Here is a 19,041-nt window from a genome sequence, read left to right on the forward strand (position 1 = left end):
CGGACCGACAACCTCGCGGCCCTGTGCCGCTTCCACCACCGGCTCAAGACCCACACCGCCTGGCGCTACCGCGTCACCGGACGAGGGTGCTTCGAGTGGACCTCGCCTCACGGCCACCGCTACCGACGAGATCCATCAGGGACCAGCCGGATCGAGCCAACCGACCGACCATGACCCCGTCCCACACCCCGCCGGCCACCATCAGGCGGGGCCACAGGCGTGCGTTGGCGCACCGCCCGGCCGGCGATGACGAGCCTGGTGACAGGATCGGCGCCAGTCCCTACCGTGGGTCACCACCCGACCTCGGAGGGGACACATGGGAGTGATCACAGACGTGCGGGTGCGCCAGCCCGCCAAGGACGACCTCGTAGGGCGGCAGTTCCTCGTCGCCGGGGTCGGCAACGGGTTCGAGGGGACGATCGGCATCCGCGTGCTCGACGGCCGCGGCCGCGTCCTCGCCGAGGGCTCCGCGCAGTCGACCGGCGGGATGGCCGCAGTGGGGGAGTTCTCCACCAGTGTCACGGTCAGCAGCCCGCCGCGCGACGGCACTCGGCTCACGGTGCAGGTCTTCGGCGACAACCCCGGTCTGCCCGACGAGGGGCCCAGCCCAGGGTTCAACCTGCGTGAGGTCGAGGTCATCATGTTCCCCGACCTGCAGGGCTGGCTGCTCTACCGGGTCGAGCGTGGGGACACGCTGACCTCGATCGTGCGGAAGGTGCGCGACTACACGCGTACGACGGTCGCCCAGGTCGTGGCAGCCAACCCGAAGATCAGTGACCCGGACAGGATCCGCGTCGGTCAGCGGCTGCGGATACCGGTCAAGGGCTGACCGGTGGGGACAGCTGTCCCGGGGCTCGCTTGTCGTTCAGTCCGGTTCACAGATGCAGAGCTGGAGCGCCGCCTCTGCGGTGAATGGCGCCCGTGACCAGTCGCCGTAGCGCTCGACGACCCGGAGACCGCCGAGCCCGACCAGGAGCGGCAGCTCCTGCGGGAAGATGCTCCTGATGTCCAGCGGCGCGACCATGAAGTCGGCCTCGGACTCGGTCGAGAAGTACCAGCTCCCGCGGGTCACCTGCGCGGCCGCGTCGTAGGTCTCGGCGACGTCGACATGCACGACGCCGCGATCGGTATCGACGAACGACAACGCGTCGCGCCTGCGTCGTACGCCGTCGGCCCGCGCAAGCATGCGCACGCTCGGGTTGAACACGTCGAAGACGAGCCGCCCTCCGGGTGCCAGGTGCCGTCGCACCGACCGGAAGCAGTCCACCAGGTCGTTAGCCTCGTGCAGGTGGAGCAACGAGTTGGCGGCGATGAGCACGAGGTCGAACGTCCGTCCCAGGTCGAGCTCGCGCATGTCGCCCTGCACCCAGTCCACCACCACGCCGCGCTCGCCAGCCTTGCGCCGAGCCTCCGCCAGCATGGCCGGCGACAGCTCCACGCCCACGCAGGGATGCCCGTCCGACGCGAGCGGGATCAGCTTGTGCCCGGTGCCGCTCCCCAGCTCGAGGACAGAGCCGCCATGCCGATCGGCCTCGGCCCGGTAGAAGCTGACGGCTTGCTCGCCCCCGGGGAACAGCCGGTCGTACAGCTTCGGATCCGAGTAGAACTGCTCGCTCATGAGCCGCATCCTCCTGGTTTTCTTCTCGACGGGGGGAGGTGCCGGTCCACCGACTGCTGCGGCGGGTACGGTCGAGGAACTCACCTGTCTCGGAGGTCCTCGTGCACCTGCTCGTCACCCTGACCGCCGTACTGGCCATCACGGGATCGACGCTCACCGCGACCGGTCCGGCCTCGGCCGAGGTGTGGAGCCCGCTGCAGGAGGCCACCGGCAGCACGCTGGCCGTCGCCCTTGACGGCGGGTCGACGGCCCTCATCAGCGTGGCGGGCTCGGACGAGGCGACGATCGTCGACCAGCGTCGTGCGGCCGACGGCACCGTCGGGGTCGCGACCGAGGTGATGACGGTCGAGGGCGCCGAGGCCTGCCGGCCCGTCGATGCCGCGACAGCGATCGGCAACCTCGCCGTGGCCGTGGAGTGCCGGCTGAAGACCGACGACGAGGAGCCGCCCTCGATGCTCGCCGAGCTGGTGTGGACAGGCGACGACGGCTGGGTGTGGCGCGTGGAGCGCGAGGCCGTCCTGGGGTCGGTGGACTACTCGCCCGCCGGGCAGTACGCCGCCTTCGCCACCGACAGCGAGTACGGGCGACCCCACCACGTCACGAGCTACCACGCCGACCTCGGCTGGCGCGACCTCACCCGCCGTGAGCGCGGCCGCCCGACCATCGGCGACATCGTCGCGGCGATCGACGACTCCGGCGACGTCGTGGCGATCCGCGGCGCCGGCTCGGAGGACGAGCCCGGCTACTGGATCGGCGGTCGCCTCCGCGTCGAGACGTACGACGACGCCGCGCGGACGTGGACGCGGCGCCCCACCCGGAGCTACCCGGACGGCGGCATCGACCCGAAGGGCATCGACGTCGCGGGTGGGCGCTTCTCGGCCACGCTGGTCGAGTCGCGCTCGACCGGCAAGCTGGACGGTCGCGACAGCCGGGTCGTGGTGCTGACGGGAAGGCCCGGCAACCCGCGACGGTGGACCTCTCCGCGGTGGGGACACCGGGTGGTCACCGCCACGGCCGCGATCACCGGTGACGGGGTCGGTGCGGCCTCGTGGCAGGCGGTCGGCCGCGGCCGCACCGCCCGGTCGCGGTTCGCGACGTGGACGCCGGGACGTGCTCGGCCGTCGGTGCACGCGCTGCCGGGCAGCACCACCCTCACCGACGCGACGGTCTCCGGCGACACCATGGACCTGGCCGTCAGCGCGAACGGCCGGGGCGTCATCGCCTGGGTCCGCCACCGACGTGGGGCCGACCAGGCGTCGGTCGCCGGCGCGTCGTTCCGCATCGGGAGCGACGGCCGGGTGCGCGACCAGGTGGACGCGACCTGGTGGCACCCGGTCGCTGCGTCGGTCGCCGTCACCAGCAGCGAGACCTCGTCCGCCGTCACGCTCGGTCGGCTGATCGCCGACTTCTACCCCGCACCGGAGACGCGCTTCAGCGTGATCCCCGGAGGCTGACGTCCTTGACGTACCTCCGGCACGGCGAGACGAAGGTCTGCCCGCCGGCGCTGACCTCGTACGGGAGGTCGCCGCGGTCGACCCACCCCTGGCGCTCGTAGAACCGTCGGGCACGCGCGTTCCCCACCACGACCGCCAGCCAGGCCGAGGCATGACCGCCGGCGGCCACCCGCCGCTCGGCCTCGACCAGCAGGTCGGACGCCAGCGCCGTCCCGCGCTCCGACCGGGCGACGAAGACCTGCTCCACCTCGTCGTCGACCACCATCACGAAGCCCTGCAGCGACCCGTCCTCGGCGACCGCTACCGCGGTGTCGGTCACCCGGGACGGCGTGCGCTCGTGGAACGCCGTCAGGGTGCGTGCAGCCGTGAGCCCGTCGGGCACGTGGCCGGCGTGGCCGTCGTGCCAGCCCTCGTGCCACAGGTCGGCGACCGCGGCCATGTCGGCGTCGTCTGCCGGTCGGATCGACGTCATGGGGCCACCCTAGGATCGCTGCCATGAGTGACGACGCGCTCGAGCGGATCTGGACGCCCCATCGGATGGCCTACGTCCGCACGGCGGTCGACGACGAGGGCTGCCCGTTCTGCGCGATCCCGTCGCACCCCGACGAGGAGTCGCTGGTCGTCGCGCGCGGCGAGTCGACGTACGTCGTGCTCAACCTGCACCCCTACAACCCCGGCCACCTGATGGTGCTGCCCTACCGCCACGTCGCCGACCTGACGGACCTCACGGCGGAGGAGGCGGCCGAGCTGATGGCGATGACGCAGCAGGCGCTGCGAACGGTGCGCAAGATCAGCCGCCCGCACTCCTTCAACGTCGGCCTCAACCTCGGCCGGTCTGCCGGCGGGTCCCTGTCCGAGCACCTGCACCAGCACGTGGTGCCGCGGTGGACCGGCGACGCCAACTTCATCACCGTCGTCGGCGGCACCAAGACCCTGCCGCAGCTGCTCGAGGACACCCGTGACCTGCTGGCCGCCGCCTGGGACCCGGCTCAGACCACCAGGTAGGGGTGCTCGGCGGCCCGACCCTGGAACGCCAGGATCGCGGGATTGCAGATCCGGCCGTCGCGGATCTCCATGGCGCGCTTGATCGTCTCGTCGGCGTCCCATGCCTCGGGCCCGCTGAGCACGGTCCCCATGAAGGGCAGCAGAGCCTCGCTGTTCTCCCACGTGGCCGAGTTCCACAGGTAGGACGGACTGTGGTCCACGGCGTAGTAGTGGACCCGGTCCGCGACGGTGAACATCGGGTCGTCGAACGTCGTCGGCACTGCCCACGAGAACCCCATGCCCTCGTCGCAGGACACGTCCACGATGAGGCTGCCCAGCCTGAAGTCCGCCAGGTCCTCGGTCTGCAGGTACGTCAGCGGCGCCGCCGTGTCCTGCAGCGTGCAGTTGACGACGATGTCCGCCTCGGCCAGGTAGGGAGCCAGGGGCATCCGTCCGCGCTCGGTGATGACATGGGTGACGGTCGACTCCCCGGGGTGATGGTCGAACTGCCGGATCCGTACGGAGTGGATGGGGGAGCCGACAGCGGCGACGCCGCGGGTGGTGAGCACCACGACCTCGTGGACGCCGTGCGCCTTCAGGGCGGTGACCGCGCCCCGGGCCGTGGCACCGAACCCGATGACGACCGCGCTCAGCCGGCGGCCGTAGTCGCCGGTGATCCCGACGAGCTCCATGGCCTGGAGCACCGAGCAGTAGCCGGCGAGCTCGTTGTTCTTGTGGAAGACGTGGAGGCCGACGTGCCCGTCCGCCGTCCAGTGGTTCATCGCCTCGAAGGCGATCAGCGTGAGCTCACGGTCGATCGCGAGCTGCGTCATCGCGCGGTCCTGCACGCAGTGCGGCCACCCCCAGAGGACCTGACCGGCGCGCATGGCCGCGACGTCCTCGTGCTGCGGCTTGGGCAGCACGACGACGTCGGAGTCCTGCAGGATCTCGTCACGGGACGCGAAACCGGCCACGTGCGGGGCCAGCTCGTCGTCGGTGATGCCGAAGTGGTCGGCGTACCCGTGCTCGAGGGTCGTCCGTGCCGCGATCCCGGGGTCCAGGCGCGACAGGTGGTCGGGGTGCAGCGGGAGGCGGTGCTCGTTCTCCTTGGCGGACGTGCCGATGACGCCGAGGCTGAGGGGGCTCACTTCTTCTTCGGCATGAAGGGCTCGTCCTTGTCGCCCTTCCCGGCCGCCTTCGCGTGCTTCTCGGCGCGCTTCTCCTTGATGGACTTCCCGGACTTCTTGGACATGCCCTGTCGCGGCGACTTGTCGCTCATCGAGGCTCCTCGGTAGGAAGCCTGGGTGGCTCCGTCCTGCCACAGTACGCCCCGGCTACCGTGGCACCCGTGGACGACGACGGGCGACTCGAGCGCGACGCAGCACTCGCCGCCGACCTGGTCCGGGAGGCGGCCCTGCTGGCCGCCCGCATCCGGCAGGAGGGCCTGGACGTCGAGCGCAAGACCAGCGGCTCCGACATCGTCACGCAGGCCGACACCGCAGCCGAGCGGCTCATCGTGCAGCAGCTCACCGCCGAGCGGCCGGACGACGCGATCGTGGGGGAGGAGGGCGCGTCGAGGCCCGGCACCTCGGGGCGGACGTGGGTGATCGATCCCGTGGACGGCACCTACAACTTCTCCCGCGGCAGCGACTGGTGGTGCACGGCGATCGCCCTGCACGACGAGGACGACGTGCTGCTCGGCGCGGTCCACCACGCCGCCAGCCTGCGCACCTGGGTGGGCGGGCCCGACCTGCCGAGCACCTGCGACGGCACGCCGCTCGCGCCGCTCCCGGACACCCCGAGCGAGGCCCGCTGCGCCGCGACCTACCTGCACCCGCCGTTCTACGGCAGCGAGGTCGGCGAGGCCTTCGCGCGCGCACTCGGCCAGGTCGGCACGCTGCGGATGTTCGGCTCCGGGACGATGGACACGATGGCGATCGCGTCGGGTCAGTGGGACGTGCTCTTCCAGCACTCCGTCGCCGACTGGGACCGGCTGCCGGGCGCCGCGATCATCCGCGGCGCGGGCGGCGAGTCGGTCGTCGTACCCGCTGCGGGCGTGGACTGGACGATCTCCGGGGCGCCCGCAGCGGTCGCGGACGTCCAGGCGGCGCTGCTCGACCGGTAGCCTGCGGCCGTGCTCGATCGGTTCAAGCAGTTCTGGCAGGGCGTGATGCTCGCGCCCTTCATCAACCTGTTCATCCGTCTGGGCATCAGCCCCGACGTGGTGACGCTGGTCGGCACCCTCGGGGTGAGCTTCGGCGCACTGTTCTTCTTCCCCCTCGGCATGGTCTGGGAGGGCGTCCTGTTCATCACTGCCTTCGTCTTCAGCGACCTGATCGACGGCGCGATGGCCCGCAAGGTCGGGCGCAAGGACGACTTCGGCGCCTTCCTCGACTCGACGCTCGACCGGGTCGCCGACGGCGCGCTGTTCGGCGGGCTGGTCCTCTTCTTCGCCTGGGAGCGTGAGAGCCCCCTCTACCTCTCCCTGTGCCTCGTCATCCTCGTCATGGGTGCCGTGACGTCGTACGCCCGCGCCAAGGCCGACCACCTCGGCTACGACGCCAAGGTCGGCATCGCCGAGCGTCCCGACCGCCTGGTCGGGATGCTCGTGCCGGCCTTCTTCGCCGACCTCCTCGACCTGTGGATCCTCCTCGAGGTCGCCCTCTGGGCACTCGCGGTCGCGGCCACCGTCACGGTCGCGCAGCGCATCTGGGTCGTCCGCCGACAGGCGCTCGCGCGGGCGGCCTCGCAAGCCTGACCGAGCGCGCGACCGCTGGCGGCCCGATGCATCCTTTGGGATGAGCCCGCACTACGATCCAGACATGGCTGAGCACACCCCCCAGACGTCTGTCGAGACCCCCATCGAGCACGGCACCAGTCGCGTCAAGCGCGGCATGGCCGAGATGCTCAAGGGCGGCGTGATCATGGACGTCGTCACTGCCGACCAGGCGAAGATCGCCGAGGACGCCGGCGCCGTCGCCGTGATGGCGCTCGAGCGCGTGCCGGCCGACATCCGTGCCCAGGGCGGCGTGTCCCGGATGAGCGACCCCGACATGATCGACTCCATCATCGAGGCCGTCTCGATCCCGGTGATGGCCAAGGCCCGCATCGGTCACTTCGCCGAGGCGCAGGTGCTCCAGTCGCTCGGCGTCGACTACATCGACGAGTCCGAGGTCCTCACCCCGGCCGACTACACCAACCACATCGACAAGTGGGCCTTCACGGTCCCGTTCGTGTGCGGTGCGACCAACCTGGGCGAGGCGCTGCGCCGCATCACCGAGGGCGCGGCGATGATCCGCTCCAAGGGCGAGGCCGGCACCGGCGACGTCTCCAACGCGGTGATGCACATGCGCACCATCGGCGGTGAGCTGCGTCGGCTGCACAGCATGTCCGAGGACGAGCTCTACGTCGCGGCCAAGGAGCTGCAGGCCCCCTACGAGCTGGTCAAGGAGGTCGCGGCCGCGGGCAAGCTGCCGGTCGTCCTCTTCACCGCTGGCGGCATCGCCACCCCGGCCGACGCCGCGATGATGATGCAGCTCGGCGCCGAGGGCGTCTTCGTCGGGTCGGGCATCTTCAAGTCCGGCAACCCGGCCCAGCGCGCCGAGGCGATCGTCAAGGCCACCACCTTCCACGACGACCCCGACGTGGTCGCCAAGGTCTCGCGCGGCCTCGGCGAGGCCATGGTCGGCATCAACGTCGACGAGATCCCGCAGCCGCACCGGCTGGCCGAGCGCGGCTGGTGACGCGTCGCCGCGGCGGCCTCAGCCCCGCCGCGGCTCGCCGGCGTACGTCCCGAAGGACCACTGGTTGCCCTCCGGGTCGGTGACGCGGACCTCCCGGCTGCCGTAGTCCTGCTCGACGACCGGCGACGGGTCGAGGCCCGCGTCGACCGCGCGCCGGTGCACCTCGTCGACGTCGGAGGCGACGACGTACGCCGCCGTGGTACCGGGCTGCTGGGTGAACGGGCCGTCGGGCTTGTGACACCCGAGCATCACCCCGCCGCCCTCGGGCCAGTCGAGCTGGGCGTGCTGGACGACGCCCGCCTCGTCGCGGTAGGCGGCCGTCTCCTCGAAGCCGAGCGCGACGAGCGTGCGGATCACGAGGTCGGGGTCGTGCGCCTGCAGCGCGGGCCAGACGGTGGTGCGGTGGGGATCGCTCATGGGCCCGATGCTGCCGCGACGCCCGCCGGCGCGCCTTGGACATTTGGGAACTCCGCGGCGAGCCATGCCGACGGCGCGAGCCCGGCGAACTCGCGGAAGTCGCGCACCAGGTGCGACTGGTCGAAGTAGCCCGTGCGGGCGGCCACCTGCGCCAGCGACGCGCCCGCGGACGCCGCGGCGACCACCTCGCGGCGCGCGGTGTCGAAGCGGGCCAGCCGCTGCACGGTCTTGGGTCCGTGGCCCGTCTCGGCCGTGAGCAGCTGGTTCAGCCTCCGGCGGCTGTAGCCCACGGCGTCCGCGACCTCGCCGACCGCACGGGGGCTCGGGCCGGTGAGCAGGCGCCACGCCTCCTCGATCTCGGGCGACGGCCCCCCGCGGGAGGCGGCGCGGTCCGTGCGGTCGGCCAGGCGCACCAGGAACCTGCTCACCGCGGCGTACCTCCCGGGCCAGTCGAGGGCCGCGTGCAGCTCCTCGACCACCCGGTCGACCTCGTCGCCGCCGACGAGGTCGCGCGCGTCCCAGCTGCCGACCGGGAGGTCGGAGGCCGGGACGCCGAGCAGCCGCCGTACGCCGACCGGGTGGAGGGTCAGCTGCACCCCGGTCCACCGACCGGGCTGCTCCACCATCGCCGCGCGGGTGTGCAGCCCGCCCAGGCTTACCCACTGCGCGTCGCGCACGCCGGCGTCCCACGCCTCGGCTGTGGGTGCGGTGCGCAGAGGACGCTCCAGGCTCAGCACCAGGGTCAGCCCGGCGGACGGCAGTCCCCGGTGGACGCCGGGGACGAGGCCCTCAGCGGAGTAGCCGTACATCGCGAGCACGTGCGGGGCGAGCCGCGCCGGGACCCGCGCCGCCGGCAGGTGCTCCCACGCCCCGACCATCCACCGAGTGTGCCGCACCGTGCGGCGCGGCGTCACGCGTCAGCGAAGGGCGCGGGTCAGCACGCGCGCGGCACGGCTGAAGCCGTACGCCTCCTCGCCCGACTGGGCGGGCAGCCCGAGCCGGACCACCATCGTGCGAGTCGACGGGTCGACGAGCAGCACCTGCCCGCCGAAGCCGAGCGCGGCGAAGACGTCGACGGGGGCCGACGGCGCGAGCTGTCCGGTCACCGGGCGCAGCGGCTGGCCCTGGGCGTCAACCGGGTCGGTCGCGCCGCGCAGGGCCCCGGGACGGTTGAGCCACCACAGGTAGCCGTAGGCCGCGTTGTGGACCGTCGAGGACCGCCCGACCGCGCGTCTGACGTAGGCAGCGTCGAGGATGCGCGTGCCGCCGACCTTCCCGCGGTCGAGGTAGAGCCGACCGAGCCGGGCGATGTCGAGGCACGTGGTGCGGAGGCCGTAGAACACCGCCGCGTCGTCCGCGGGGTCGGTGATGAACGACGACCGGGTCATGCCGAGCGGCTCGAACAGGCGCTCCCGGGCGAACCTCGCCACCGGCATCCCGGTCGCCTCCTCCAGCACCGGCTCGAGGACCTGGATCGCGGCGTTGTTGTAGGCCCACGCACTGCCGGGGGCGTACTGCTGCGGGAGCGAGACGGCGTAGTCGGTGCGGCTCCGGGCCGCGAGCAGGTCGGCGTAGTCGGACTGGAGCGACCAGAAGCGGCCGCTGTCGTTGGAGAGCAGGTTGCGCACCGTCACCGACTCCGAGGCAATGCCGCGCCACTGCGGCACGTAGGTCGAGACCGGATCGTCGAGGCGCAGGTCGCCGTCGCGGACGGCGATGCCGACCAGCGTGCTCGTGACCGACTTCGTGATCGAGAAGACCTCGCGGGGTTCCTCGCGGGGCAGCTGCCAGTTCCACTCACCGACCAGCCTGCCCTTGCGCAGGACCGCGAAGCAGGTGGAGTCGAGCCGGCGGGCCTCGGCCGCGCCGCGCCGGACGGCCCTCGTGCGCAGGCCCAGCCGGGCGGGCGTCGCGACGGGCCAGCCCTCGACCTCACCGGCGCGCGGCGCCGGGCGACCAGCGGCCGCGTCGACGGACCCTCCGACCGGCCCGGCCGACCCGGCGAGAGCGCCGGCGGTGCTCGCGGAGCCGCTGCCGGCGGCGAGCGACAGGGCAAGCAGGGCGGCGCCCAGCAGGGCCGGACGGGGGAGACTCATGGGGCGTGAGCCTACGGCGACAAGGCGGCCTAGGATCGGCGTTCGTGAATCCGACCATCGGCGTGCTCGCGCTGCAGGGCGACGTGCGCGAGCACCTCGACGTCCTGCGGTCGCTGGGCGCGGACCCGATCTCCGTACGCCGTCCCGCCGAGCTCGCCGCCTGCGACGGCCTCGTCCTCCCGGGCGGCGAGTCCACCACGATGGTCAAGCTGGCCAGGATCTTCGACCTGCTCGACCCGCTGCGCGACGCCGTACGCGGTGGGCTGCCCGCCTTCGGGACGTGCGCGGGGATGATCCTGCTCGCCGACCACATCGAGGACGGCGCGGCCGGGCAGGAGACCGTCGGCGGCCTGCACATCACGGTGCGTCGGAACGCCTTCGGCCGCCAGGTCGACTCCTTCGAGGAGGACCTGCACGTCGACGGGCTGGCCGACCCGGTGCGAGCGGTCTTCATCCGCGCGCCGTGGGTCGAGGCCGTCGACGACGACGTCGAGGTGCTGGCCCGGGTGGAGGACGGTCCCGCCGCGGGTAGGATCGTCGCGGTCCGTCAAGGCCCCCTGATGGCGACCTCGTTCCATCCCGAGGTCGGCAGCGACGGCCGGGTCCACGGCATGTTCGTGGACCTGGTGCGCTCGGCCTGACGACGTACAGACGAAGCGACGGATAGAGGGACTCATGTCAGGCCACTCCAAGTGGGCAACGACCAAGCACAAGAAGGCCGCGATCGACGCCAAGCGCGGCAAGCTCTTCGCCAAGCTGATCAAGAACATCGAGGTCGCGGCGAAGCAGGGCGGCGGCGACCCGGCCGGCAACCCGACGCTCTACGACGCCATCCAGAAGGCGAAGAAGAGCTCGGTCCCCAACAAGAACATCGACTCCGCGCTCAAGCGGGGCTCGGGTGCCGAGTCGGGCGGCGTCGACTACAAGGCGATCTCCTACGAGGTCTACGGCCCGCAGGGCGTCGCGATCCTCGTCGAGTGCCTCACCGACAACACCAACCGCGCCGCGATGGAGGTCCGCACGGCGGTCACCCGCAACGGCGGCACCATGGCCGACCCCGGCTCGGTCTCGCGCCTGTTCACCCGCAAGGGCATCGTGGTCGTGCCGAAGTCGCAGGACCACGACGGCACGGTCCGTGAGGTCACCGAGGACGACGTCCTCGAGGCGACCCTCGACGCGGGCGCCGAGGAGGTCAACGACCTCCACGAGGCGTTCCAGGTGCAGAGCGAGGCCACCGACGTCGTGGCGGTCCGCACCGCCCTGCAGGACGCCGGCATCGACTACGACTCCGCCGACGTCGAGTTCGTGCCCAGCATGGAGATCCCGGTCGACGCGGCCGGCGCCGGCAAGGTGCTCCACCTCGTCGACGCCCTCGAGGACCTCGACGACGTCCAGGACGTCTTCACCAACGTCGACATCCCCGCCGACGTGATGGCCGAGCTCGAGACCGCCGACGCCTGAGGCGCCTGCGCCGCGTGTCGTACGACGTCGCGCCGCCGGCGCGGGTTAGCGTGGTCGCACGAACACATGTTCGGACGAGACCGACGGCGGAAGGGGTGTGCGCGTGCGCGTGCTCGGCATCGACCCCGGCCTGACCCGGTGTGGCGTCGGGGTGGTCGACGGCAGCGTCGGCCGGCCGCTGACGATGGTGGACGTCGGCGTGGTGCGCACGAGCTCGACGCTCCCGATCGCGGAGCGGCTGGTCACGATCGAGAAGGGCCTCGACGCCTGGATCGAGGAGCACCGGCCCGACGCGGTCGCGGTGGAGCGCGTCTTCGCCCGCTCCGACTCCAGCACCATCATGGGCACCGCCCAGGCCAGCGGCATCGCGCTCGTCGTCGCGGCGCGTCGCGGCCTGCCGATCGCCATGCACACCCCGAGCGAGGTGAAGGCTGCGGTCTCCGGCAACGGGCGCGCCGACAAGGCGCAGGTGGGGGCGATGGTCGTCCGCATCCTGCGGCTGTCCGAGCTCCCCAAGCCCGCTGACGCCGCCGACGCGCTCGCGCTGGCCATCACCCACGTCTGGCGCGGCTCGGCGCACACCCGCCTCGAGGCCGCCGCGGCACAGGCCGCGGCACAGGCCCGGGCGCACCAGAAGCAGACCCCGATGAGGACCCGATGATCGCCTTCGTCCGCGGCGAGGTCGCCGCCGTCACCCTGTCCAGCGCCGTCCTCGAGGTCGGCGGGGTCGGCCTCGAGCTGATGTGCACGCCCGGCACCCTCGCCACGCTCCGCGTCGGCCGGCCCGCGACGCTGCCCACCAGCATGGTCGTGCGCGAGGACAGCCTGACGATCTTCGGCTTCCTCGACGAGGACGAGAAGCAGGTCTTCGAGATCGTCCAGACCGCGTCCGGGGTCGGCCCCAAGGTCGCCCAGGCGATCGTCGCGGTCATGAGCCCCGACGACGTACGCCGTGCCATCACGACCGAGGACGTCAAGGCGCTGACCCGCGTCCCGGGGATCGGGCAGAAGGGCGCCCAGCGCATCATCCTCGAGCTCAAGGACCGCATCGGTCCGCCGGTCGGCGTGCACCACCCGGCCGCTGCAGCCGTGCCCGCCACCGACGCCTGGCGCGACCAGGTGCAGCAGGGCCTCGTCGGGCTGGGCTGGTCGGCCAAGGAGTCGGAGAAGGCGGTCGAGGCCGTCGCTCCCGAGGCCGGCGACGCCCCCGACGTCGGCGCCCTGCTGCGCGCCGCCCTCCGCGCGCTGAGCAAGGCGTGAGGGGAGCGGGACGGCGATGAACTGGGACGACACCGACGAGGACACCGACGACGTCGAGCTGACCGACGCAGAGCTGGGCCACCTGCAGCGGCTGACCGACGCCGAGGCCGACGGCGACGACCGCGCGGTCGAGGCGGCGCTGCGGCCCAAGACGCTCGACGAGGTCGTCGGGCAGGCGCGCGTACGTGACCAGCTGGGGCTGGTCCTCGAGGCGGCGCGCCGCCGGGGCCGGGCGCCCGACCACGTGCTCCTCTCCGGACCGCCCGGGCTCGGCAAGACCACGCTCGCGATGATCATCGCCGCCGAGATGAGCACGCCGCTGCGGCTCACGAGCGGCCCGGCGATCACCCACGCCGGTGACCTCGCCGCGATCCTGTCGGGCCTCAACGACGGCGACGTCCTCTTCGTCGACGAGATCCACCGGATGTCGCGGCCGGCCGAGGAGATGCTCTACATGGCGATGGAGGACTTCCGGGTCGACGTCGTCATCGGCAAGGGGCCGGGAGCGACCGCCATCCCGCTGGAGATCCCGCCGTTCACCCTCGTCGGCGCCACCACCCGGGCCGGGCTCCTTCCCGGTCCGCTGCGCGACCGGTTCGGCTTCACCGCCCACCTCGAGTTCTACGAGCCCCACGAGCTCGACCAGATCGTCCACCGCTCCGCCGGGCTGCTCGGCGTGCACCTCACCTCGGAGGGCTCCAGCGAGATCGCGTCCCGCTCGCGCGGCACCCCCCGCATCGCCAACCGCCTGCTGCGCCGGGTCCGCGACTACGCCCAGGTGCGCGCCGACGGCGTGCTGACCCTGCCGGTGGCCCAGGCCGCGCTCGACCTGTTCGAGGTCGACGAGTCCGGCCTCGACCGCCTGGACCGCGCGGTGCTCGACGTGCTGTGCCGACGGTTCGGCGGGGGACCGGTGGGCGTCTCCACCCTGGCTGTCGCGGTCGGGGAGGAGCGCGAGACGGTCGAGGAGGTCGCCGAGCCGTTCCTGGTCCGGATGGGGATGCTCGCCCGTACGCCCCGCGGGCGGGTGGCGACGCCCGCGGCGTGGCACCACCTCGGCCTGACGCCGCCACCGGTCCCGACCGTCGACTCGACCCTCTTCGACGACGTGTGAGGCCGGTCGGTCACCCGCGTAGACTCCACGCGCTCCCGCACCCGACCCCTCGAGGAGAGCCCCGACCGTGAACGACCTTGCTGCACTCCTGCCCCTGGTGGCCATCCTGGCCCTCTTCTGGTTCATGGTGGTCCGCCCCCAGCAGCGCCGGCAGAAGGAGGTCGTCCGCCTCCAGCAGAGCATCGAGGTCGGCCAGCGCGTGATGATGTCGTCGGGCATCTACGGCACCGTGGTCTCCCTCGTCGACGACCGTGCCCGTCTCGAGATCGCACCCGGCACCCAGATCGACATCGCCCGTGCCGCGATCGCCAAGGTCGACGAGCCGCTGGAGCAGCCCGGTCCCGACGCGCGCGACGATGCCTGACCGTCGTACGGCCCAGGAGGCGCTGAAGCGCCTGACCGTCGACGTCGCCGACTGGCCGCAGGAGGGCGTGACGTTCAAGGACATCACCCCCGTCCTCGCCGACCACCACGCGTTCTCCGCGATCATCACCGCGCTGGCCGCCGCCGGTCGTGACGACCACGGCACCGTCGTCGTCGACAAGGTCGTCGGCATGGAGGCGCGGGGGTTCATCCTCGCCGCGCCCGTCGCGCTGGCGCTCGGCATCGGCTTCGTGCCGGTGCGCAAGGCGGGCAAGCTGCCCCGCGCCGCCCACGCGGTGTCGTACGCGCTGGAGTACGGCGAGGCGACGCTCGAAATGCACCAGGACGCGATCGCCCCGGGCGAGCGCGTCCTCATGGTCGACGACGTGCTGGCGACCGGCGGAACCGCCGTCGCGACGCGGCAGCTCATCGAGGCCTGCGGCGGCATCGCGACCGGCGCCTCGGTGCTCATGGAGCTGTCGTTCCTCGACCCGCGGTCGGTGACCGGCGACCTCCCGATCGCCACGCTGCTCACGATCTGACCACATCCACCCCCGTCCAGGCGCGGGGTTGCCCGCGTGCTCACTAGACTGGGCCAATGGCAGAGGAGCAGGCACCCGCGCAGGACGCCAAGGCGCCTCTCACCGCGCGCAGCATGCGTGCCCGCCTCGCCCGGGTCGGCACCCGCCCGCCGTCGTCGAACCCGGTCCTCGAGCCCCTGTTCCGGGCCGTGCGGGCCAACCACGCGAAGGCCGACCTCGCGCTCCTCGAGCGCGCCTACGCGGTCGCCGACAAGTGGCACACCGGCCAGATGCGCAAGAGCGGTGATCCCTACATCACCCACCCGCTCGCCGTCACGACGATCCTCGCCGACATCGGCATGACCGAGCCCACGCTGGTCGCGGCGCTGCTCCATGACACGGTCGAGGACACCCCCTACACCCTCGACGCGCTGCGCGCCGACTTCGGCGACGAGGTCGCGCTGCTCGTCGACGGGGTCACCAAGCTCGACAAGGTGCAGTACGGCGACTCCGCCCAGGCCGAGACGATCCGCAAGATGATCGTGGCGATGTCGCGCGACATCCGGGTGCTGGTCATCAAGCTCGCCGACCGGCTGCACAACATGCGCACCCTGCGCTACGTCCCGGCCGCCTCCCAGGAGCGATCGAGCCGCGAGACCCTCGACATCTACGCCCCGCTGGCCCACCGGCTCGGCATGAACACCCTCAAGTGGGAGCTCGAGGACCTCGCCTTCGCGACGCTGCACCCCAAGATCTACGACGAGATCGTGCGGATGGTCGCCGAGCGCGCACCGTCGCGCGACCAGTTCCTCGCGGAGGTCGTGGCCGAGATCGAGCAGGACCTCAAGACCTCCCGGATCAACGCCAAGGTCACCGGCCGGCCCAAGCACTACTACTCGATCTACCAGAAGATGATCGTCGGCGGCCGCGACTTCTCCGACATCTACGACCTGGTCGGCATCCGCATCCTCGTCGACGAGGACCGCGACTGCTACAGCGCCCTCGGGGTGATCCACTCCCGCTGGAACCCGGTCCTGGGGCGGTTCAAGGACTACGTCGCGATGCCGAAGTTCAACATGTACCAGTCGCTCCACACGACGGTGATCGGCCCGCAGGGCAAGCCGGTCGAGGTGCAGATCCGCACCTTCGCCCAGCACCGCCGCGCCGAGTACGGCGTCGCCGCACACTGGAAGTACAAGGAGAACAGCAAGGCCGGCGTCGACACGGACCGCCTCGGCGACAAGGACGACCTCACCTGGCTGCGCCAGCTGCTCGACTGGCAGAGCGAGGTCGACGACCCGGGCGAGTTCCTGGAGTCGCTGCGCTTCGAGATGAACCAGCAGCAGGTCTACGTCTTCACGCCGCGGGGCGACGTGATCCCGCTGCCCTCGGGCGCGACCCCGGTCGACTTCGCCTACGCCGTGCACACCGAGGTGGGGCACCACACGATCGGCTCCCGGGTCAACGGCCGCCTCGTGCCGCTGGAGTCGACGCTCGACAACGGTGACGTCGTGGAGGTCTTCACCTCCAAGTCGCCGACGTCGGGCCCGTCTCGCGACTGGCTCAACTTCGTCCAGTCCCCGCGCGCCCGCTCGAAGATCCGCCAGTGGTTCACCAAGGAGCGCCGCGAGGAGGCGATCGAGCGCGGCAAGGACCAGATCGCCAAGCTCATGCGCAAGGAGGGACTGCCCCTCACCCGGCTGATGACCCACGACGTGCTCGCGCTGGTCGCCGAGCACTTCCACCACGCCGACGTCTCGGCCCTCTACGCCGCGGTCGGCGAGGGCAACCTCAGCGCGCAGGCCGTCGTACGACGCGTCATCGACCTGCACGGCGGCGACGACGGCGCCCAGGAGGACCTCGCCGAGGGCGTCACCATCACCGGCCGCACCCGGACCGCCACCAAGCGTGGCCCCACCGACTCCGGCGTGATCGTCAAGGGCGTGGACGACCTGTGGGTCAAGCTCGCCAAGTGCTGCACCCCGGTGCCACCCGACCCGATCCTCGGGTTCGTCACCAAGGGCGGGGGAGTGTCGGTGCACCGCAAGGACTGCACCAACGCCTCCAGCCTGCTCGGCCAGCCCGAGCGGGTGCTGGAGGTGGAGTGGGCGCCGACGTCGCAGTCGACGTTCCTGGTCAACATCCAGGTCGAGGCGCTCGACCGCGCCCGCCTGCTCTCCGACATCACGATGGCGCTCTCCGACGCCCACGTGAACATCCTCAGCGCGACGCTCTCCACGACCCGCGACCGCGTGGCCAAGAGCCGCTTCTCCTTCGAGATGGCCGACGCCGCCCACCTCGACGGCGTGCTCCGCGCCGTACGCGCCGTCCCGGGTGTGTTCGACGCCTACCGCGTCACTAGCTAGTTTGGGCTCGCTGCGCTCGCCGTGCTCGGCGCCCCTGAAGACGTCGTCTTCCCTCCTCGCTCGACGGCGCTGCCTCGCTGCGCTCGTCACGCTTGCTCGCTCGTCAGTCCAGACGACGCCGGGCGCCGAGCGCGTGTGCTGACGCGCTCCTTGACCGGGCGTACTTCCGAGACGCAACGAGCGTGGCGAGCCCGAGGTCAGGTCATCGTGGGGCTCGGCGCGCTACGGCGTCTGGACTGACGAGCGATGCGAGCGCAGCGAGCGAGTCGAGGAGGGAAGACGCGGTCCTCCAGCGCGCCGAGCACGGCGAGCGGAGCGAGCCAATCAAGCACCGAACTCCGCGGCTGCCTTCCTCGCCATGTCGAGGAACGCCTGCTTGTTGGCGAGCTCGGACTCGAGGTCCTTCACGCGCCGGTCGTCGCCGGCGGCGGACGCCTTGTCGAGCTTGGCCTGCGTCTCGGCGATGCCGGACTCGAGCTTGCCGATCATGTCGTCGGCGCGCGCGGACTTCTCGGGGTCGCTGCGGCTCCACTGCTCGTCCTCGACCGAGCGGATGGCCTGCTCGACCTTCCGCATCCGGCCCTCGAGCTCCTTCATCCGGTCACGGGGGACCTTGCCGGCGGCGTCCCAGCGGTCCGCGAGCTCGCGGAAGGTCTTCTTGGCGGCCTCGAGGTCGGTCACGGGGACCAGCGCCTCGGCCTCGACGATGATGGCGTCCTTGACCTCGGCGTTGGCGGCGAACTCCTCGTCGAGCGCGGCGTTGGCCGCGTCGCGTGCGCCGAAGAAGGTGTCCTGGGCGCCGCGGAAGCGCTGCCAGAGCTGGTCGTCGACCTCGCGCGGCGCGGGGCCGGCGGCCTTCCACTCCCGCATCAGGTCGCGGTACCTGCCAGCGGTCGGCCCCCACTCGGTCGAGGACGAGAGCGCCTCGGCCTCCTTGGCCAGCCGCTCCTTGACGACGCGCGCGGAGTCGCGGCGCTCGTGCTCCTCGGCGAAGTGTGCCTTGCGGTGGCGGGTGTACGTCGTGCGTGCGGTGGAGAACCGGCGCCACAGGGCGTCGTCGGTGGCGCGGTCGAGCCGGGGGAGCTCCTTCCACGTCGCGAGCAGCTCGCGGAGCCGGTTGGCGCCGTTGCGCCAGTCGGTGCTGTCGGCGAGCCGCTCGGCCTCGGCGACGAGCTTCTCCTTCGCCGCCTTGGACTCGGCGCTCTTCTGCGCCCGCTCCTCCTTGCGCGCCGAGCGCTGGACGGCGATCACCGGGGCCAGCGCGTCGAGGCGGGCCGCGAGGGACACGAGGTCACCGACCGCGTGGGCGTCGCCGACCTGCTCGCGCAGCGCCTTCACCGACGAGGTGGCCTCCTCGGGCGCCAGCCGCCCGGAGGCGACGCGCTGCTCGAGCAGGTGGACCTTGCCCTCGAGCTCCTCGAAGCGCTTGGTGAAGAACTCCAGCGCCTCCTCGGGCGTGCCGGCCTCGTAGGACCCCACGGAACGCTCGCCATCGGCGGTTCGGACATAGACGGTGCCGTCCTCGGCCACCCGGCCCCAGGGCTGGTCGCCCTGTGCCGAGTCGTCTGGGGACTGCTTGTCGGAGCTCATGGTCGCCCATCGTAGTCATGGCCCGGACCGCCCTCGGTAGGCTTCCCACCCACA

22 protein-coding genes are annotated in these 19,041 nt (G+C 71.9%); 14 read left to right on the forward strand and 8 right to left on the reverse strand.

Annotated elements, in window-relative coordinates:
- The first annotated feature begins 316 nt into the window (after positions 1 to 316).
- Positions 317 to 829 carry a Gmad2 immunoglobulin-like domain-containing protein gene (locus ACFQW6_RS02940; protein ID WP_378541085.1) on the forward strand — a complete coding sequence of 171 codons (513 nt, stop codon included), beginning with the start codon at positions 317 to 319 and terminating at the stop codon, positions 827 to 829.
- 36 nt (positions 830 to 865) lie between these two features.
- Here ACFQW6_RS02940 and ACFQW6_RS02945 read toward each other — a convergent pair whose 3' ends face one another.
- Positions 866 to 1,618, reverse strand: coding sequence for a class I SAM-dependent methyltransferase (locus tag ACFQW6_RS02945; protein ID WP_378541088.1), 753 nt, complete (start codon positions 1,616 to 1,618; stop codon positions 866 to 868).
- A 101-nt stretch (positions 1,619 to 1,719) separates the two neighbouring features.
- Between ACFQW6_RS02945 and ACFQW6_RS02950 the strand changes: the two genes are divergently transcribed.
- Positions 1,720 to 3,072 carry a hypothetical protein gene (locus ACFQW6_RS02950; protein WP_378541090.1) on the forward strand — a complete coding sequence of 451 codons (1,353 nt, stop codon included), beginning with the start codon at positions 1,720 to 1,722 and terminating at the stop codon, positions 3,070 to 3,072.
- Here the strand turns inward: ACFQW6_RS02950 and ACFQW6_RS02955 are convergent.
- Positions 3,050 to 3,544 (reverse strand): GNAT family N-acetyltransferase, encoded by a 495-nt coding sequence (locus ACFQW6_RS02955; RefSeq protein ID WP_378541093.1) that lies wholly within the window; start codon positions 3,542 to 3,544, stop codon positions 3,050 to 3,052. The two genes, ACFQW6_RS02950 and ACFQW6_RS02955, sit on opposite strands and share 23 nt — an antisense overlap.
- Positions 3,545 to 3,567: 23 nt before the next feature.
- Here ACFQW6_RS02955 and ACFQW6_RS02960 point away from each other — a divergent pair, with 23 nt between their 5' ends.
- A complete protein-coding gene (locus tag ACFQW6_RS02960) occupies positions 3,568 to 4,077 on the forward strand; it encodes an HIT family protein (protein ID WP_378541095.1) in 510 nt (169 codons plus the stop codon).
- On the opposite strand, the gene ACFQW6_RS02965 is transcribed toward ACFQW6_RS02960, so the two are convergent.
- Together ACFQW6_RS02965 and ACFQW6_RS02970 are read right to left on the reverse strand one after the other, a co-directional pair.
- On the reverse strand, positions 4,062 to 5,204 hold the full coding sequence (locus tag ACFQW6_RS02965; protein ID WP_378541098.1) for a N(5)-(carboxyethyl)ornithine synthase: 1,143 nt from the start codon (positions 5,202 to 5,204) through the stop codon (positions 4,062 to 4,064). The two genes, ACFQW6_RS02960 and ACFQW6_RS02965, sit on opposite strands and share 16 nt — an antisense overlap.
- A complete protein-coding gene (locus tag ACFQW6_RS02970; RefSeq protein ID WP_378541101.1) occupies positions 5,201 to 5,335 on the reverse strand; it encodes a hypothetical protein in 135 nt (44 codons plus the stop codon). Before ACFQW6_RS02970 ends, ACFQW6_RS02965 begins: the two co-directional genes overlap by 4 nt.
- Positions 5,336 to 5,404: 69 nt before the next feature.
- Here ACFQW6_RS02970 and ACFQW6_RS02975 point away from each other — a divergent pair, with 69 nt between their 5' ends.
- The 3 genes from ACFQW6_RS02975 (at position 5,405) to pdxS (ending at position 7,799) form a co-directional block, all read left to right on the forward strand.
- Positions 5,405 to 6,181 (forward strand): inositol monophosphatase family protein, encoded by a 777-nt coding sequence (locus tag ACFQW6_RS02975; RefSeq protein WP_378541104.1) that lies wholly within the window; start codon positions 5,405 to 5,407, stop codon positions 6,179 to 6,181.
- Positions 6,182 to 6,190: 9 nt separating this feature from the next.
- Positions 6,191 to 6,814, forward strand: a complete 624-nt coding sequence (gene pgsA, locus ACFQW6_RS02980) for a phosphatidylinositol phosphate synthase (RefSeq protein WP_378541107.1) — start codon at positions 6,191 to 6,193, stop codon at positions 6,812 to 6,814.
- 64 nt (positions 6,815 to 6,878) lie between these two features.
- On the forward strand, positions 6,879 to 7,799 hold the full coding sequence (gene pdxS, locus ACFQW6_RS02985; RefSeq protein WP_378541109.1) for a pyridoxal 5'-phosphate synthase lyase subunit PdxS: 921 nt from the start codon (positions 6,879 to 6,881) through the stop codon (positions 7,797 to 7,799).
- An 18-nt stretch (positions 7,800 to 7,817) separates the two neighbouring features.
- On the opposite strand, the gene ACFQW6_RS02990 is transcribed toward pdxS, so the two are convergent.
- Genes ACFQW6_RS02990 through ACFQW6_RS03000 form a run of 3 tightly spaced genes read right to left on the reverse strand, consistent with a single transcriptional unit; the run spans position 7,818 to position 10,312 of the window.
- The gene (locus ACFQW6_RS02990) at positions 7,818 to 8,216 is read right to left on the reverse strand and encodes a VOC family protein (RefSeq protein ID WP_378541112.1); all 399 of its coding nucleotides are present in this window, start codon (positions 8,214 to 8,216) and stop codon (positions 7,818 to 7,820) included.
- The gene (locus tag ACFQW6_RS02995; RefSeq protein ID WP_378541115.1) at positions 8,213 to 9,094 is read right to left on the reverse strand and encodes a helix-turn-helix domain-containing protein; all 882 of its coding nucleotides are present in this window, start codon (positions 9,092 to 9,094) and stop codon (positions 8,213 to 8,215) included. The genes ACFQW6_RS02990 and ACFQW6_RS02995 overlap by 4 nt, the downstream gene beginning before the upstream one ends.
- Positions 9,095 to 9,133: 39 nt before the next feature.
- The gene (locus ACFQW6_RS03000) at positions 9,134 to 10,312 is read right to left on the reverse strand and encodes a serine hydrolase domain-containing protein (RefSeq protein WP_378541117.1); all 1,179 of its coding nucleotides are present in this window, start codon (positions 10,310 to 10,312) and stop codon (positions 9,134 to 9,136) included.
- Between the two features lie 44 nt (positions 10,313 to 10,356).
- Here ACFQW6_RS03000 and pdxT point away from each other — a divergent pair, with 44 nt between their 5' ends.
- The 8 genes from pdxT (at position 10,357) to ACFQW6_RS03040 (ending at position 17,397) form a co-directional block, all read left to right on the forward strand.
- Positions 10,357 to 10,953, forward strand: a complete 597-nt coding sequence (gene pdxT / locus ACFQW6_RS03005; RefSeq protein WP_378541120.1) for a pyridoxal 5'-phosphate synthase glutaminase subunit PdxT — start codon at positions 10,357 to 10,359, stop codon at positions 10,951 to 10,953.
- A 34-nt stretch (positions 10,954 to 10,987) separates the two neighbouring features.
- Positions 10,988 to 11,773, forward strand: coding sequence for a YebC/PmpR family DNA-binding transcriptional regulator (locus ACFQW6_RS03010; RefSeq protein ID WP_378541123.1), 786 nt, complete (start codon positions 10,988 to 10,990; stop codon positions 11,771 to 11,773).
- Between the two features lie 103 nt (positions 11,774 to 11,876).
- Positions 11,877 to 12,434 (forward strand): crossover junction endodeoxyribonuclease RuvC, encoded by a 558-nt coding sequence (gene ruvC, locus ACFQW6_RS03015; RefSeq protein WP_378541124.1) that lies wholly within the window; start codon positions 11,877 to 11,879, stop codon positions 12,432 to 12,434.
- Entirely contained in the window at positions 12,431 to 13,033 is a 603-nt protein-coding gene (gene ruvA / locus ACFQW6_RS03020; RefSeq protein WP_378541127.1) for a Holliday junction branch migration protein RuvA, read from the forward strand. Before ruvC ends, ruvA begins: the two co-directional genes overlap by 4 nt.
- A gap of 16 nt (positions 13,034 to 13,049) precedes the next feature.
- On the forward strand, positions 13,050 to 14,147 hold the full coding sequence (ruvB, locus tag ACFQW6_RS03025) for a Holliday junction branch migration DNA helicase RuvB (protein ID WP_378541130.1): 1,098 nt from the start codon (positions 13,050 to 13,052) through the stop codon (positions 14,145 to 14,147).
- A gap of 67 nt (positions 14,148 to 14,214) precedes the next feature.
- Positions 14,215 to 14,511: a preprotein translocase subunit YajC gene (yajC, locus tag ACFQW6_RS03030; RefSeq protein ID WP_378541132.1), complete on the forward strand. Its 297-nt coding sequence runs from the start codon at positions 14,215 to 14,217 to the stop codon at positions 14,509 to 14,511.
- Positions 14,504 to 15,052, forward strand: a complete 549-nt coding sequence (locus ACFQW6_RS03035; RefSeq protein ID WP_378541135.1) for an adenine phosphoribosyltransferase — start codon at positions 14,504 to 14,506, stop codon at positions 15,050 to 15,052. The genes yajC and ACFQW6_RS03035 overlap by 8 nt, the downstream gene beginning before the upstream one ends.
- Before the next feature lie 56 nt (positions 15,053 to 15,108).
- Positions 15,109 to 17,397: a RelA/SpoT family protein gene (locus ACFQW6_RS03040; protein WP_378541137.1), complete on the forward strand. Its 2,289-nt coding sequence runs from the start codon at positions 15,109 to 15,111 to the stop codon at positions 17,395 to 17,397.
- Between the two features lie 324 nt (positions 17,398 to 17,721).
- On the opposite strand, the gene ACFQW6_RS03045 is transcribed toward ACFQW6_RS03040, so the two are convergent.
- Positions 17,722 to 18,987 (reverse strand): DUF349 domain-containing protein, encoded by a 1,266-nt coding sequence (locus tag ACFQW6_RS03045; RefSeq protein ID WP_378541140.1) that lies wholly within the window; start codon positions 18,985 to 18,987, stop codon positions 17,722 to 17,724.
- Between the last annotated feature and the right edge of the window lie 54 nt (positions 18,988 to 19,041).

Origin of the sequence: Nocardioides sp. GCM10028917 (genome assembly GCF_042666175.1) — a bacterium.
GTDB lineage: Bacteria > Actinomycetota > Actinomycetes > Propionibacteriales > Nocardioidaceae > Nocardioides.